The following is a 14968-nucleotide window of genomic DNA, read 5'->3' as shown; positions in this document are numbered from 1 at the left end:
TGGACGGCTCGGCCCGGCCCGCGATAGAGCGGCGTCGACCCGAAAGGACTGTGCATGAAACTCTCGAACCGCATCCTGACGCTCGATGGCGGCGGCCCGCGCGGCGACGGCTGGTCCGTCTATTATCGCGCGCAGGACATGCTGGCGGCGGGGGAGCCGGTGACCATGCTCTGCATCGGCGAGCATGACCGGAAGACGGCGCCCTTCATCCTCGACGCGATGGAGGCCTCGGCCCGCGGCGGCAACACCGGCTATGCGCTCGCGCTCGGCCAGCCCGGCCTGCGCGACGCCATCGCGGAGCGCGTGACGCGGGAGACGGGGGTTCCGACAGGGCGGGCGAACGTGATCGTCACCACGGGCGGGCAGGCCGCGCTCTTCGCCTCCATGTGCGCGGCGCTCGACCCGGGCGATACGGCGCTGCTCGTCGATCCGTTCTACGCCACCTATCCGGCCACGGCGCGCGGCGCGGGGGGGCGCGTGCGCACGGTGAGGGCGCGGCCGGAAGCGGGATTCCAGCTCGAGCGCGCCGCGCTCGACGCGGCGGCGGAGGGCGCGCGCGCGCTTCTCATCAACACGCCCCATAACCCGACTGGCGCCGTCTATTCGCGGGAGACGCTGGAGGGGATCGCGGAGGTCTGCATCCGGCATGACCTCTGGCTGATCTCGGACGAGGTCTATTCCGGGCAGGTTCACGACGGCGAGCACATTTCCCCCCGCGCGCTGCCGGGCATGGCCGAGCGGACGCTCGTGGTCGGTTCGCTCTCGAAGAGTCACGTGATGACCGGGTTCCGGCTCGGCTGGGTGGTCGGGCCGGAGGCCGCCATCGAGGCGATGCGCTGTCTCGCCAACGGCACGACATATGGCGTCCCGGGCTTTATCCAGGACGCGGCGGAGACGGCGTTGCGCGAGGGTGCGGCGGAAGAGGTGGAGGTCGCCGCGCTCTACACCCGCCGCCGCAACCGGGCCGTCGCCGCGCTTGCGGGCTCCGCGGTCGCCGTCTCGCCGCCGCAGGGCGCGATGTACGTGATGCTCGACATTCGGGCCACGGGGATGGACGGCGAGGCCTTTGCGATGGCGCTGCTGGAGCGGGAGCGCATCGCGGTCATGCCCGGGGAGAGTTTCGGGGAGGCGGCGGCGGGCCATGTCCGCGTCGCGCTCACCATCGAGGACGATGCGATGGTCGCGGCGCTGAGCCGCCTCGCGCGGTTTGCGGAAAGGCTGAGGGAGGCGGCATGACGATCACGATTCTCGACGGCGGCATGGGGCAGGAGCTGATTGCGCGGGCCGGCTCCACGCCGACCCCGCTCTGGGCGACTTCGGTGATGCTGGAGCGGCCGGAGCTCGTCCGCGCCGTGCATGACGATTATTTCGCCGCGGGCGCGGAGGTCGCGACCGCGAACAGCTACGCTGTGCTGAGGGATCGTCTCTCCCCCCATGGACTCGAACACCACTTCCGCGACCTGCACGAGACCGCCTGCCGCATCGCGGCGGAGGCGCGGGACGCGCACGGGGCGGGCCTCGTCGCGGGCTCCCTCGGGCCGATCGGCGCATCCTATCGGCCGGAGCTCGCGCCGCCGGCGGATCAGGCGGCGGAGGTCTATGCCGAGATCGCGCGCATTCAGGCGCCCTTCGTCGATCTCTACATCTGCGAGACGATGGCCTCGGTGGAGCAGGCCCGCGGAGCCGTGATGGGCGCCTCCGTCGCAGGCAAGCCGGTCTGGCTTTCGATCACCGTGGCGGATGCGGACGGCGCCCGGCTTCGCTCGGGCGAGCCGGTGGAGGCGATCCTGCCCGTCGTCGCCGAGCTTTCGCCCGCCGCGCTGTTCGTGAACTGCTCGACTCCCGAGGCGGTGAGCGCCGCGCTGCCGCGACTGGCCGGGGCGGGCGTTCCGCTCGGGGCCTACGCCAACGGCTTCACGCATATCGCGGAGGCCTTCCTGAAGGACCGGCCGACCGTCGCCGCGCTCACCGCACGGCGCGATCTCGACCCCGCAGCCTATCTCGCCTTCGCCGAGTCCTGGGCGGCGGCGGGGGCGGAGATCATTGGCGGTTGCTGCGAGGTCGGGCCCGCCCATATCCGCCTCCTTTCCGCGACGCTCCGCCGCGCCCCGGAGCCTGCTGCAGCCTGAACAGTTTTCGCCGACGCTCTCGCATGCACGTATTGCGTGTGGTATCCGGCGACGCAGCTGCCGGGCGTATTGGCGAGGGGCGATGGGCGAGAGACAATTGCGGGACATTCTGGAGCGGTTCGAGACGCGGGTCTGGACGGAGCGAGACCCTGCGGCGCTCGACGAGCTTCTCGCCGCCGATGCGGTGGTGGACGGGCTCGACACCGAGGCGCAGGAAAGCGCCCGCGCCTTCGACGCCGTGCGCCGGCTCCTCCTCGAACAGTTCGACGACATTCGCGTGGTGATCGACCGGAGCATCGAGGAAGGCGAGTGGATCGCCGCCACAGCCGCCATTCTCGCCCGTCACCGCAAGTCGGGGAAGGACGTGGCGACGCGCACGCAGATGATGGTTCGCATCCATCAGGGCCGCGTCGTCGAGGGCCACAACATCATCGACTTCATGACCGCCTTCGAGCAGATCGGCCTCCTTCCGGAGCGGTCGCTCGATTTCTGCCTGATGGGCCGGCGCCCCCGCTTCTGAAGCCGTTCAGGCGCCGTCCTCCCGGGGCAGCGCGCCGCCGCAATGCGGGCAGATTCCAGACCCGGCAAGGCGGGAGGCGGCCTCTGCGTGCACTTCGGCCGCATCGTCGGTCGAGAGCCCGTATTCCTTTCTCCGCCGCTCCAGAGCCGGCGCGTCGCCCAGCGCGACGCGGCCGTCGAGCAGCGCCGCGAGATAGTCCCGCCGCATCGCGGCCCGGCGCGCCGCCATCTCGGCGGTGATTCCGCCTGCGAGGATGCCCGCCGGCAACGCCGCGATGCCGATGCCGATGGCCGTCACGAAGCCGCCGAAGACCTTCCCCGCCGCGGTCACTGGCGTCACGTCCCCGTAGCCGACCGTGGTGAGCGTGGCGATGGCCCACCACATCGCCGCCGGAATGGAGCCGAACGCGTCCGGCTGCGCCTCCCGCTCCACGAGATAGGCGCCGGTCGCGGTGAGAACGAGGAGGACGAAGAGGATCGCGAAGCTGACGAGAAAGGCCCCCGCCTCCCGATGCAGCACATGGACGATCATCGTGAAGGCGGGCGAATAGCGGGAAAGCTTGAAGATACGGAGCAGGCGCACGACGCGAAGCGCCCTGAGATCAGCCCCGAGAAAGAAGAGGAGATAGAACGGCGCGATCACGAGGAGGTCGATCAGCGCGCCCGGCGTGCGCATCCATCGCAGCCGCGCGCGCCATGGCGGGCCCTCCGCCCCCGGCGCCTCGACGGAGGACCAGAGCCGGAGCGCATATTCCGCCGTGAAGATGGCGATGGACACGGCCTCGAACGCGGCGAAGCTCGCCTCATGGTCCCGGTAGATCGAGGGCACCGTCTCGACGACCACCGCCAGCACGTTCACGAGGATCAGGCAAATGAGGAAGACGTCCACGATGCGCCCGGCCCTTTCGCCGTGGCGCGGCTCCAGCAGTTCGTAGCAGCGCCTGCGGATCGTCATCGCCGTTCCCTCCCGGGTCTATCCCCCGCCGAGCGCCGTGTTGACCGCCTCCACGGCGTCCATCGCGGCGCGCATGTCATCCCGGGTCATGTCGAACTGGCCCATCGTGACGCGGATGACGTAGCGCCCTTCATGCATCGTCTGGGTGAGGTAGGTCCGCCCGTCGGCGTTGATCGCCTCCAGCAGCGCCGCCGTCCGCTCGTTCCCGGCCTTGTGCGCGAAGGTGAAGAGCGCGAGGCGGCGGCCGGTGACGATCTCGAGCCCCTCCATGCCCGCGATCCGCGCCTCCGCCTCCTCCGTCCATTCCACGTGATCGCGGATGCGGCGACGGAGCCCTTCGAGCCCGTAGGCGCGGATCAGGAACCAGAGCTTCAGCGCGCGGAAGCGGCGACCGAGGGGAAGGGTCCATTCGGAATAGTTCACGATCCCGTCCGCCCCGCCCGTCTCCAGATAGGAGGGGCGGAGGCCGAGGGTGCGGACCTGTTCCGAAGGGTCCTTCAGGAACTGAACGGAGCAGTCGAAATTCGCGCCTAGCCACTTGTGCGGATTGAAGACGATGCTGTCCGCCCGCTCCACGCCCGCCCAGAGCGGGCGGAATTCCGGGCAGATCATCGCGGAGCCGGCCCAGGCGGCGTCAACATGGGTATAGAGCCCCTCCTGCTCCGCCACGTCCAGAACGGCGGAGACCGGGTCTATCGCGCCAATGGAGGTGCCGCCGACGCAGAGGACGATTCCGGCGGGCGCGAGGCCCGCCGCCCGGTCCGCCCGGATCGCCTCGCGGAGCGCGTCGGGGCGCATCCCGTAGTCGGAATCCGTGCCGATCTTCACGAGATTGTCCTGCCCGACGCCGGCGATCCAGCAGGCCTTGTCCACGCTCGAATGGGTCTGGGCGGAGGCGTAGATGCGCGGCTTCGCCTCCCCCGCCACGCCGGAGCGGATGCCGCGCCAGCCCATCGACCGCTCCCGCATCGTCAGCACGGCGCAGGTGGTGGCGGTGGAGGCGCTGTCCTGGATCAGGCCCTTGAAGCCCTCGGGGAGGCCGAGCGCCTGCCGGAGCCATTCCACCATCCGCGTCTCCATCTCCGTGCCCGCCGGGCTTCCTTGCCAGATCAGCAGGTTGGCGGAGATCGCGTTGGCGAGTTGCTCGGCGAGGATTGAGGCGGGGGCGGCGTTGGAGGGGAAATAGGCCATGAAGCGCGGATGCTGCCAGTGGGTCATCCCTTCCGGCACGATCCGCTCGAAATCGGCGAAGATCGCCTCCATCGGCTCCGCCGCCTCGGGCGGGCTTTCGGGGAGCTTCGCCAGCGTCGCGCCGGGGGCGAGCGGCGGGCGCACCGGCCGGTCGCGGATCGTGCGGTGATAGTCCAGCGTCCAGTCCACGGCGCGGCGGGCCCAGGGCCCGTAAGAGTCGAAATCCATCGCGCGTCCTCCTCGCGTGGTCCTAGCGCCGGCGTGAAGCCAAGTCACGCGGGGCCGGTTTGACATCGCGGCCCGGGCCGCTAAGGCTCCGCGCAATCCTTGTCACGGTGACCATGACAGCGCCCTATCGCCCGCCCGCGCCGAAGCCGAAATCCGCCGCCGCGGCCTTCGCCTCCGCCCTCCTCCTCGGCCCGCGGGATGTGCTCGCCCTCCTGCCCGAGCCGGCCTATGAGAGCTTCGTGAGCCGGGCGCCGATCGGCAAGCGGCCGATCTATATCGTCAATCACCCCAATCTCGCGCGCCAGGTGCTGGGCGAGCGCGTCGCCAATTATCCGAAGAGCGACCTGATGGTGGGCGCGCTGACGCCGCTGGTGGGGGAGGGCATCTTCATCTCGGGCGGGGAGACCTGGGCGCGGCAGCGCCGGATGATCGACCCGGCCTTCGCCCATATGCGCATCAAGTCCGCCTTCGACCAGATGGCGGAGGCGACGGGCGCCTTCTGCGCCCGGCTCGACGGCGCTTCGGGCGCGCCCGTCACGCTCGACGAGGAGATGAGCCGGCTGACCGCGGACATCGTCTTCCGCACGATCTTTTCAGAGCCGATAGAGGGGGCGGACGCTTCGGCCGTCTTCCACGCCTTCGCCGAATACCAGAACGCGGTGCCGCAGATCGAGCCGAAGGTGATGCTGGAAAGCCCGGCCTGGAGCCGGATCGAGCCGCCGGCCCGCGTCACCGCCATGTGCCGCGAGATCCGGGAGCGGCTCGGCGCGATGATCGACCGCCGTCTCGCGAGCGGGGAGCGGCGGGACGACATCGCGGGGGACGTGATCGCCGCGCGCGACCCGGAGACGGGGGAGGCGTTCGACCGCGAGGCGCTGATAGACCAGATCGCCGTTTTCTTCCTCGCCGGGCACGAGACCTCGGCCAGCGCGCTGACCTGGGCGTTCTTCATCCTCTCGCAGCAGCCCGCCCATCTCGCCCGCATTCGGGCGGAGGCGGAGCGCGTTGCGGGCGAAGGCCCGGTTCGGTTCGGGCATGTTCGGCAGCTTACCCATGCGCGGAACGTGTTCCGGGAGGTTCTGCGGCTCTATCCGCCCGTCTCGTTCATCACGCGCATCGCGCTCAAGGATGATGTCATCGGGCGGGAGACGATCCGGGCGGGCGGGCTCGTCGTCATCTCGCCCTGGCTCCTTCACCGGCACCGAAAGTTCTGGCGGCGGCCGGACCTCTTCAACCCGGACCGGCACCTGCCGGGGCGGATGAGCCGGGCGGCGGGGCTCGCCTACATGCCCTTCGGCCTCGGCCCGCGCGTCTGCACCGGGGCCGCCTTCGCGACGACGGAGAGCGTCCTGATCCTGGCCGAGACCTGCCGGCGCTTCGACCTCGAGGCGCTCTCCCCCGGCCGCGTCATGCCCGTCGGCAAGCTGACGACGCGGCCGAAGGAGCCGATCCGGATGCGGTTCAGGAGGCGCGGGTAGCGGGCCGGGCGAAAGCGCTTGAGCCGAGCGGCGCGGTCGGCCATCCTCTCGCCCGGAGTTCAAGCGGGCAAGATCATGCGTGTGATCCGTGGGACCATTGCGGCCTTCGCACTCGCCGGGGCCTTGCCCGGCGGCGCCGCCGCAGCGGCGGAGCCCTCGTTCGATTGTTCCGGCGTCGACGAAAGTAGCGCGGAGGCGATGATCTGCTCCGACGAAGCGCTCGCCGCGCTCGACCGTGAAGTCGCGCGACTCTACGCGAAGATTGAGGCGCAGACGACGGCGGAGGATTTCCGCACGATCCGCACCTATCAGCGCGGCTGGATCAAGGGGCGGAATGAAGCCTGGAAGGCGGCGGACCCGCGCCTCCATATCGAGACCGCGTATCGGGACCGGATCGCGGTTCTCTCGGTCCAGGCCGGCGAGGTCGAGGTTCCGCCGGCGGTGAGCTACAAATGCGACGGGGGGGAGTTCGAAGCGCTCACGGCCGTTTTCTACGACACCGAACCGCCCGTAGGCGTCTTTACACGGACGCCGGGAGGCGACTGGCCGCAATACATCGCCGCCGGGTGGGACGAGGATGGCGCTGTTCACTACAACATCGGCGGGCTCGACTTCATCGAGCGCGAAGGCGTGGCGGAGATGATCTGGGCCGGCCAGCCGATGCGTTGCGCGCGGCGCTGACGTTTCAGGCGGGCTTCCGCGCGCGGAGATGGCTCGGGCGGTGCTCGCCCCTGTCGAGGACGACGATCATCGCCTTCCATGTCACGATCTGCCGGGCGATCTCCTCCGGCCCGAGCGCCCCCTCGAAGGTCGCGCGCTCAGGGCCCTGGAGGCGCGCCAGTTCGGCGCGCGCCACCTCGCGATACCACGGGTTCCGGTCGGTGACGGATATGTCCGCGAAGCCCGCAGCCTCCAGCGCGGCGCGGTAGCGGGCGGGCGAGGCCATGCCGAAATCCAGCGCCTCCGCCTTCAGATAGGCTTCCATCTCCGGCGAGGGCGGGCCGTCATGGCCGATCAGCCAGTCCGAGGCGGCGAAGACGCCGCCGGGCCGCAGCACTCGGAAGACGTCGCGCGCAAGCGCCTCCTTGTCGGGGATGTGGACGATGGAATCCTTGGAGAAGACGAGGTCGAACGCGGCGCCGGGGAAGGGCAGGGGGCCGGGTTCGACCTGGATGATCTCCACCCGGTCCGACAACCCCGCCGCCTCCGCCCGCCTCCGGGCCGCGGCGCAGACCGGGGCCTCCACGTCGATCCCCGTCACCCGCGCCGCGCCGTAGTCTCGCGCGAGCGCGACCGTGATGCCGCCCGAGCCGCAGCCGATGTCGAGCGCCTCCAGCCCTCCGAGGTCGAGCCCCGCCAGCACGCGCGCCACCTCCTCGGCGCCGCCGGGGGAGAGGTAGCCCTCGCCCCAGAGCGCCTCGAGAAAGGCGATGTGCCGGTCGTCATAGAGGTCGCCGCTTTCGGACATGGGTCGCCTTTCTTCAGGATGCGGAGATAAGCTCGCCCGCGCGCCTTGCGGCGCCGAACCCGTAGCGCGCGACAAGGTTCCCGGCGAGGGCGAGCGAATCCCCCGGCCCGGACCAGACGGGGGTGAGATGGGCGCGGAGCCAGAGGCCGTCCGACAGGGCGTCGATCGCCGCCGCCATCTCCGCCCCCGCCGCCCGGTCGCCCCCCGAGAGCGCGGCGCAGGCGAGCGCGAGCGCCTCTCCGCGCTCCCGGTCATATTCCTGGCTGATGTCGGCATAGAGCGGCCTCGCGGTCGAATCGCCCCAGTAGGCGTGCCAGACGGCCAGCGATTGCCGGTTGAACACCGCCGGATCGAAATCCGCGCGCACGATGGCGGCGACCTGCGCCGCCGGGTCCGCGCCCGCGCCCTCGAAAGCGGCGCGCCATGTCTTCCGGTAAATCTCGTAGTGGTGCCGAAAGGCGGCGGCCAGAAGCTTGTCCTTGCTCTCGAAATAGAAGACGGCGACGCCCTGGCTCAGCCCCGCCTCCGCGCTGACGCTGGCGAGCGTGGTGCGCGCGAGGCCGTAACGGGCGACGGAGCGGAGCGTCGCCTCGATCATCTGGAGGCTGCGTTTCGCGGCGTTCTCCGCCCGCGGCTTTCTCGCCTTCGTCTGCATCGCCTCCCGCTCCTGGCCGGGGCCTCCCTCTCGCAGAGTCTACACTTCAGAGCGGACGCGATTGCAATGGGCGCTTTAGTTTATTTGAGCGCTCAGAAAAATATTGCGCGCCTGCCTGCCTCCCCGCTAGATGCCCGGGCGGGGGAGAGACGGATGAGTCAGGCGCGGAGCTACGACGCGATCATCGCCGGCGGCGGCCATAACGGGCTGACGACCGGCGCCTATCTCGCGCGGGCGGGCCTTTCCGTGCTCGTCGTGGAGCGGAGCGACATTGTGGGCGGCGCCGCGGTGAGCCGGGAGCTGGAGCCGGGCTGGACCTATTCCAACTGCTCCTATGTCTGCTCGCTCCTGCGCCCCGAGGTCGCCCGCGACCTCGACCTCGCGCGGCACGGATTGCAGGTCATTCCCTATACGGGCGGCGCGAGCTTCACCAAGGGCGGCGAGTATTTCGCCTATCACCACGATCACCGCGCTCTGGAGCGGGAGATCGCCCGGCTTTCGCCCCGCGACGTGGAGGGCTACGAGCGGTTCGCGCGGGCGGTGACGCGGCAATGCCGCTTCGTCCGCCCGCTCCTCCTGCGCTCGGCGCCGGACCCGGCCACCTTCCATCCGCGGGACCTCGGGGAGTTCCTGTTCCTCCTGCGAAGGCTCCACGACCTCGGGGAACGGGAGATGGGCGAGGCGATCCGGTTCTGGACGGCCTCGGTCGGCGATTTTCTCGACGGGTTCATCGAACACCCGCTGATCAAGGCGCATCTGGCGGGGAGCGGGATCATCGGCACGGGACTCGGCGTCTATTCGCCGGGGACAGCCTATGTGCTGCTGCATCACTACATGGGCGATCTCGACGGCGCGATCGGCGCCTGGGGCTTCGCCCGCGGCGGGATGGGCGCCGTCTCCGCCGCGCTCGCGGGGGCGCTCCGCGAGGCGGGGGGCGATATCCGGGTGAATGCGGAGGTTGAGCGCATCCTTGTGAAGGACGGGGTCGCCGCGGGCGTCGTGCTGAGGGGCGGGGAGGAGATTTTCGCGCCGCTCGTCGCCTCGAACATGGATGCGAAGCGCACCTTCCTCGGCTGCGTCGAGCCGGGCGCGCTGCCCGACGACTTCCTCGAAGCGATCCGCCGCTTTCGCATCCGCGGCTCCTCGGCGAAGCTCAACCTCGCGCTGGACGGACCGCCGGCCTTCCCTGCGGTGGCGGGGGACGCGCCGTTTCTCTCCGGCGATCTCCACGCCTCGGAGAGCCTTCTCGAGCTTGAAGCCGCTTATGACGACTGGAAGGAGGGGCGCTTCTCCGCCGCCCCCTATTTCGACATGCTGATCCCGAGCCGGATCGACCCGACGATGGCCCCTCCCGGCGCGCACATGGCCTCGATCTTCGTGCAATACGCGCCCTATGACCTTGAGCGGGGCGGCGCGCGAGACCCGGCGCATTGGGACGATGCGGCGCGCGAGGGGCTGAAAGCCGCCGTGCTCGACAAGATCGAGGCGGTGAGCCCCGGCTTCCGCGCGCTCATCCGCCATTGCGAGCTGCGGACGCCCGTGGACATCGAGCGGGAGGTGGGGCTCACCGAGGGCAACATCTTCCAGGGGGAGCTGACCTTCGACCAGCTCCTCTTCAACCGCCCGGTTCCCGGCTGGGCGCGGCATCGCTCGCCGCTTCCCGGGCTCTGGCTCGTCGGCTCCTCGGCGCATCCCGGCGGCGGCGTCATGGCGGCGGCGGGGGCGAATGCGGCGCGGGAGATCCTGCGCGACATGAAGCGCGGCGGGCGGGACGAAGCCGCCTTCCGCGCGGCGTGAGGCGAGGATGGCGGACCGTTTGAAGGCGGCGGTGATCGGGGCGGGCGTCAACGGCCTTGTCGCTGCGGCGGCGCTCGCGCGCGGGGGATGCGAAGTTACCGTGATCGAGCGCGGGGCCGCGCCTGGCGGCATGATGGCGCTCGGCCTTTTCGCCCGCGGGCCGCATCCCGCGGCGCTCAAAGCGCTCGGGCTGAAGCCCGGCGTTCTCGGCCCCGCGATCCCGACCGTCGCGCTCTGCCCATCGGGGCGGCATGTGCTTGTGGAGGGCGCCGAGGCGCGGTTCGCTGACGGCTCTGCGCATCCGGGCGCGGAACGCTGGCGCGCGCTGTCCCGGCGGCTGGACCGGTTCGCCGCCGCGCTCGCCCCTCTGCTGACCGGCGCCCCGCCGCCGATGCGGCTCCGGGCCGAGGGCTTGCCCGGCCTCCTCCGCTTTGCGCTTCGGCTCCGCCTGCTCGGCGCGCGGGAGATGCGGGAGTTGCTGCGGATCGGCCTTTCCAACGCCGCGGACCTTGCGGCGGACTCGCTGCCCGGAGGGCCGCTCGCCGGACTTCTCGCCTTCGACGCCGTGCTCGGCTCCCGCGCCGGACCAATGGCGCCGGGAACGGTCGTCCCCCTCCTTCTCCGCCGCGCGCCGCTCCGGCGCATGGAGGGGCTGGCTGCGCTCCTGTCAGCCTCGGCGGAGACAAAGGGGGCGCGCCTGCGCCTTGGCGCCGGCGCCGCCCGCATCCTCTTCGAGGCGGACCGCGCTGACGGCGTGCTTCTCGACGATGGCGAGAGGGTGGAGGCCGATCTCGTCCTCTCCAGCCTCGGAGCGACGCCGACGCTGGCGCTCGTCGGCGCGGCGCAATTCGACATCGAGGCGCAGCGGCGCATCCGGACGATCCGCGCCGTCGGAGCCGCCGCGCGCGTCGATCTCGACTTCGCCGCGCCGCCGCGCCTCCCGGGGCTAGACCCGGCGCATCACGGCGCGCGGCTCGTCCTCGCGCCCTCGGTTCAGGCCGTAGAGCGGGCCTATGATCCGGTTAAATACGGCCGCCTCCCGGCCCTTCCGGTCATGGAGGGGCGGATCGACGGCGCGCGGCTTTCGCTCACCGTGCAATGCGTTCCCCATGACGCGCCGCGCGACCGGATCGTCGCCGCGACGCTCGCCGCATTGGAGACGGTCGCGCCCGGCCTCGGCGGTGAGGTTCGCCATGCCGAGGCGCTGTCCCCCGCCGATATCGAGGCGATGACGGGCGCGCCCGGCGGGCACTGGCATCACGGGGAGATCGCGCTGGACCAGTTCCTGACGCTCCGGCCCGCGAACGGCATGGCGCGCCATGCGATGGGGCCGCCCGGCCTCTCCTCTGCGGCGCCGGCGCGCATCCGGGCGGGGACGTGACGGGCCTTCCCGGCCTCAACGGCGCCCGCGCCGCGCTGGAGTCGATGCGATGAGCCGCGCGCCCTCCCTCTCCGGCCCGCTTCCGGGACCGTTCCATCCCCGGCTCGAAGCCACCTCCACGGCGAAGGACTGGGCGGACTGGGCCGGCGTGCTCTCCCCCCGGAAGCTGGACGAGGCAGGGCGTGAGTATTTCGCGATCCGCAATCAGGCGGCGCTGATCGACATCTCCCCGATGCGGAAATACCGGATCGAGGGGCCGGACGCGGAGCGCGTGCTCAACCGTGTCGTCACCCGCGACGTCGCGAAGATCGCCCCCGGCCGTGTCGGCTATGCGCTCTGGTGCGACGAGGACGGGATGGCGATCGACGACGGCACGATCTTCCGCCTCGGGCCGGAGCGCTTCCGCCTCTGCTGTCAGGAGCGGATGCTGACATGGCTCATCGACGCGGCGGAGGGTTCCGACGCAGCGGTGAGCGACGAGACTGAGGCGCTGGCCGCGCTCGCGCTCCAGGGACCGACCAGTTTCGCCGTTCTGGAGGCGGCGGGGCTGGTGGTTTCGTCGCTCCGGCCGTTCGACCTCGCGGAGCCGGAGCCGGGCCTCCTCGTTTCGCGAACCGGCTTTACCGGCGATCTGGGCTACGAACTCTGGGCGGAGCCCGGCGGCGCGCTTGCGCTCTGGGACCGGTTGATCGAGGCGGGGCGGGTTTTCGGCATTCTCCCCGCCGGCATGGAGGCGCTCGACATGGCGCGGATCGAGGCGGGCTTTCCGATGACGGGGGTCGACTTCCAGTCCATCCACGCAGCGGAACGCCCGAGCCGGGGTCGCACGCCTTTCGAGCTCGGGCTCGGTCGGCATGTCGATTTCGCGAAGGGCCATTTCAACGGCCGCCGCGCGCTTCTCGCGCTGAAGGACGAGGCGCCCAAGCGGCGAATCATTACGCTGGATATCGAAGGCTCCAGAGCGGCTTCCGGCGCGCTCCTCTACCGGCGCGGCATGTTCGGCACTTGGCGCGAGGTCGGCCATGTCACCTCCGCGCTCTGGTCCCCCACCGCGAAGCGCAACATCGCGTTCGGGGAGATAGACGGAGCCGCCGAGGGCGCCGACCTCTTCGCGGAGATCTACCTTTTCAAGGAAGGCAAGTGGGAGCGGCGCATGGCCCGCGCCCGCCCCGGCCCCCGCGCCGCCTTCCGCCCCGACCGCGCGCGGGCGACCCCGCCCGCCCGACGCTGATGACAGGAGAGACCGATGAGCAGCCAGGCCTCGCGAGCCCCCACCACCCGCGCCATCCGCCGGTGGGACAACGAACACTTCCTCCATCCTTGGGAGAGCATGGGGGCGGAGGACGCGGACCGCATGGTGGCGGCGGAGGGCGAGGGGATCGAACTGATCGACGCAGAGGGCCGCCGTTACATCGACGGGCCGGGCGGCATGTGGTGCGTGCAGATCGGCTACGGACGAAAGGAAATGGCGGAGGCGATCGGCGCGCAGGCGATGCGGCTCGCCTATCACTCGCCATGGTCCTTCGCCTCCCGCCCCTCGGCGGAACTGGCGCGGAAGCTCGCGACGCTCGCGCCGGGGGACCTCAACACCGTCTTCTTCGCGACCGGCGGCTCCTCCGCCGTGGACAGCGCGCTGCGCTTCGCGCAGTTTTACAACAACCTCCGCGGAAAGCCTGAAAAGAAACGCTTTCTCTCCCGTGAGAAAAGCTATCACGGCTCCACCTATCTCTCGGCCAGCGTCTCCGGCAAGGAGCGGGACGGGTCCGTCCTCGACATCGAGAAGCGGCTGGTGCGGCTCCTGCCGAACATCAACCCCTCGATCCGGCCCGAGGGGATGAGCGAGGCGGAGTGGTGCGACGTGAAGATCGCGGATCTGGAGGCTGCGATTTCGGAGGAGGGGGCGGAGACCATCGCCGCCTATATCTCTGAGCCCGTAATGGCCTCCGGCGGCGTCGTCGTCCCGCCCGTCGGCTATCACCGGCGGAGCCGGGAAATCTGCCGCGCGCATGACATTCTCTACATCGCGGACGAGGTGGTGACGGCCTTCGGCCGGCTCGGCCACTGGTTCGCCTCGGAGGACGTGTTCGGCGTCGTTCCCGATATCATCACCTGTGCGAAGGGACTGACCTCCGGCTATCTCCCCCTCGGCGCGACGATCATCTCCGACCGGCTGATGAACGAGATCTACGCCGAGGGGCGGGAGGACGTGGCCTTCAAGAACGGCTACACCTATTCCGGCCACCCGGTCTGCTGCGCCGCCGCGCTGAAGAACATCGAGATCATCGAGCGGGAGATGCTGCTGGAGCATGTGCGCGAGGTTTCCCCGCATTTCCTCGCCCGGCTCACCGACCTCAGGCGGCACGAGATCGTCGGCGATACGCGCGGCCTCGGCCTTGTCGGTTGCGTCGAGGGGCGGCCCGCGCCGGGGATGAAGGAGAAGGAACGGCTCGTCGTCGACTTCGAGTTCGGCGCGCGGGTGGACGCGAAATGCGAGGCGATGGGGCTGATCGTTCGCCCGCTCATCAACATGTGCGTCTTCTCCCCGCCGCTCATCATCAAGCGGGACGAGATCGACCGCATGTTCGACATTCTCGACAAGGCCATCGGCCAGGTCGAGTCGGAGATGTTCTGAACGGTCATTTGTCGTCCCTCGGGCTCCGCGGCAGGCCGTCCGGCGTCTCGAACCAGGTTATGCGGCTTTCGGTCCAGATATGGCGGCGGGGCTTCAGAGAGTCGGGTTCGTCGAAGCAGCCCACGTTCGGTGAGGCGTAGGCCCCGATCCGGAAGGCGACTTGCGAGCCGCAGGTCGCGCAGAACTCCCGCCGGCCCTCCGCCGAGGAGGCGTAGATCGCGGGCTCACCCTTTATCCAGCGGAACGCCTCCGACGGATAGAGCGCCCAGACCTGCGCCGGCGCGCCGGAGGAGCGCTGGCATATGCGGCAATGGCACCAGCCTATGTCGATGGGCTCCCCCGTCGCCTCGAACCGGAGCGCGCCGCAGAGGCAGCCTCCGGGTCTGATCGTTTCCGTCATGACTCCCTTCGCGCTTCGACAATTCCAGCTTGGCGTCGGCGCGGGCCCGTGCAAGCTGAGCAAGCGGCGAAGCATAAAATTATATAAGCGCTCAAATAAAACTTGAGGGGGCGCCGCGCCGCGCCTAGCCTTCAC

The 14968-nt window shown here is 70.3% G+C and carries 14 protein-coding genes; 9 read left to right on the top strand and 5 right to left on the bottom strand.

The window, feature by feature from the left end:
* Positions 1 to 54: 54 nt before the first annotated feature.
* The 3 genes from ACE37J_RS15360 (at position 55) to ACE37J_RS15350 (ending at position 2649) form a co-directional block, all read left to right on the top strand.
* Positions 55 to 1236 (top strand): pyridoxal phosphate-dependent aminotransferase, encoded by a 1182-nt coding sequence (locus ACE37J_RS15360; RefSeq protein ID WP_409712477.1) that lies wholly within the window; start codon positions 55 to 57, stop codon positions 1234 to 1236.
* A complete protein-coding gene (locus ACE37J_RS15355; protein WP_409712475.1) occupies positions 1233 to 2129 on the top strand; it encodes a homocysteine S-methyltransferase family protein in 897 nt (298 codons plus the stop codon). Before ACE37J_RS15360 ends, ACE37J_RS15355 begins: the two co-directional genes overlap by 4 nt.
* Before the next feature lie 82 nt (positions 2130 to 2211).
* The gene (locus ACE37J_RS15350) at positions 2212 to 2649 is read left to right on the top strand and encodes an ester cyclase (RefSeq protein WP_409712473.1); all 438 of its coding nucleotides are present in this window, start codon (positions 2212 to 2214) and stop codon (positions 2647 to 2649) included.
* A 6-nt stretch (positions 2650 to 2655) separates the two neighbouring features.
* Here the strand turns inward: ACE37J_RS15350 and ACE37J_RS15345 are convergent, their stop codons facing one another.
* A complete protein-coding gene (locus ACE37J_RS15345; protein ID WP_409712471.1) occupies positions 2656 to 3603 on the bottom strand; it encodes an ion transporter in 948 nt (315 codons plus the stop codon).
* Between the two features lie 18 nt (positions 3604 to 3621).
* Positions 3622 to 5022: a pyridoxal phosphate-dependent decarboxylase family protein gene (locus ACE37J_RS15340; protein WP_409712469.1), complete on the bottom strand. Its 1401-nt coding sequence runs from the start codon at positions 5020 to 5022 to the stop codon at positions 3622 to 3624.
* Between the two features lie 113 nt (positions 5023 to 5135).
* Here ACE37J_RS15340 and ACE37J_RS15335 point away from each other — a divergent pair, with 113 nt between their 5' ends.
* Together ACE37J_RS15335 and ACE37J_RS15330 are read left to right on the top strand one after the other, a co-directional pair.
* Positions 5136 to 6500 (top strand): cytochrome P450, encoded by a 1365-nt coding sequence (locus ACE37J_RS15335; RefSeq protein ID WP_409712910.1) that lies wholly within the window; start codon positions 5136 to 5138, stop codon positions 6498 to 6500.
* Between the two features lie 75 nt (positions 6501 to 6575).
* Entirely contained in the window at positions 6576 to 7181 is a 606-nt protein-coding gene (locus ACE37J_RS15330; protein ID WP_409712467.1) for a lysozyme inhibitor LprI family protein, read from the top strand.
* A 4-nt stretch (positions 7182 to 7185) separates the two neighbouring features.
* Here the strand turns inward: ACE37J_RS15330 and ACE37J_RS15325 are convergent, their stop codons facing one another.
* Together ACE37J_RS15325 and ACE37J_RS15320 are read right to left on the bottom strand one after the other, a co-directional pair.
* On the bottom strand, positions 7186 to 7968 hold the full coding sequence (locus ACE37J_RS15325) for a methyltransferase domain-containing protein (RefSeq protein WP_409712465.1): 783 nt from the start codon (positions 7966 to 7968) through the stop codon (positions 7186 to 7188).
* Between the two features lie 13 nt (positions 7969 to 7981).
* Positions 7982 to 8623, bottom strand: a complete 642-nt coding sequence (locus tag ACE37J_RS15320; protein WP_409712463.1) for a TetR family transcriptional regulator C-terminal domain-containing protein — start codon at positions 8621 to 8623, stop codon at positions 7982 to 7984.
* 153 nt (positions 8624 to 8776) lie between these two features.
* Between ACE37J_RS15320 and ACE37J_RS15315 the strand changes: the two genes are divergently transcribed.
* Genes ACE37J_RS15315 through ACE37J_RS15300 form a run of 4 tightly spaced genes read left to right on the top strand, consistent with a single transcriptional unit; the run spans position 8777 to position 14433 of the window.
* Entirely contained in the window at positions 8777 to 10420 is a 1644-nt protein-coding gene (locus ACE37J_RS15315) for a phytoene desaturase family protein (protein ID WP_409712461.1), read from the top strand.
* Between the two features lie 7 nt (positions 10421 to 10427).
* Entirely contained in the window at positions 10428 to 11801 is a 1374-nt protein-coding gene (locus ACE37J_RS15310) for a phytoene desaturase family protein (RefSeq protein WP_409712459.1), read from the top strand.
* Between the two features lie 49 nt (positions 11802 to 11850).
* Positions 11851 to 13032: an aminomethyltransferase family protein gene (locus ACE37J_RS15305; RefSeq protein ID WP_409712457.1), complete on the top strand. Its 1182-nt coding sequence runs from the start codon at positions 11851 to 11853 to the stop codon at positions 13030 to 13032.
* Between the two features lie 15 nt (positions 13033 to 13047).
* Positions 13048 to 14433, top strand: coding sequence for an aminotransferase (locus ACE37J_RS15300; protein ID WP_409712455.1), 1386 nt, complete (start codon positions 13048 to 13050; stop codon positions 14431 to 14433).
* Between the two features lie 4 nt (positions 14434 to 14437).
* Here ACE37J_RS15300 and ACE37J_RS15295 read toward each other — a convergent pair whose 3' ends face one another.
* Complete coding sequence (locus tag ACE37J_RS15295; protein ID WP_409712453.1) at positions 14438 to 14833, bottom strand: GFA family protein; 396 nt, start codon at positions 14831 to 14833, stop codon at positions 14438 to 14440.
* Positions 14834 to 14968 lie beyond the last annotated feature (135 nt).

Source organism: Pikeienuella sp. (assembly GCF_046290545.1).
Classification (GTDB): domain Bacteria; phylum Pseudomonadota; class Alphaproteobacteria; order Rhodobacterales; family Rhodobacteraceae; genus Pikeienuella.
This window is presented reverse-complemented; position numbering and strand designations above follow the sequence as displayed.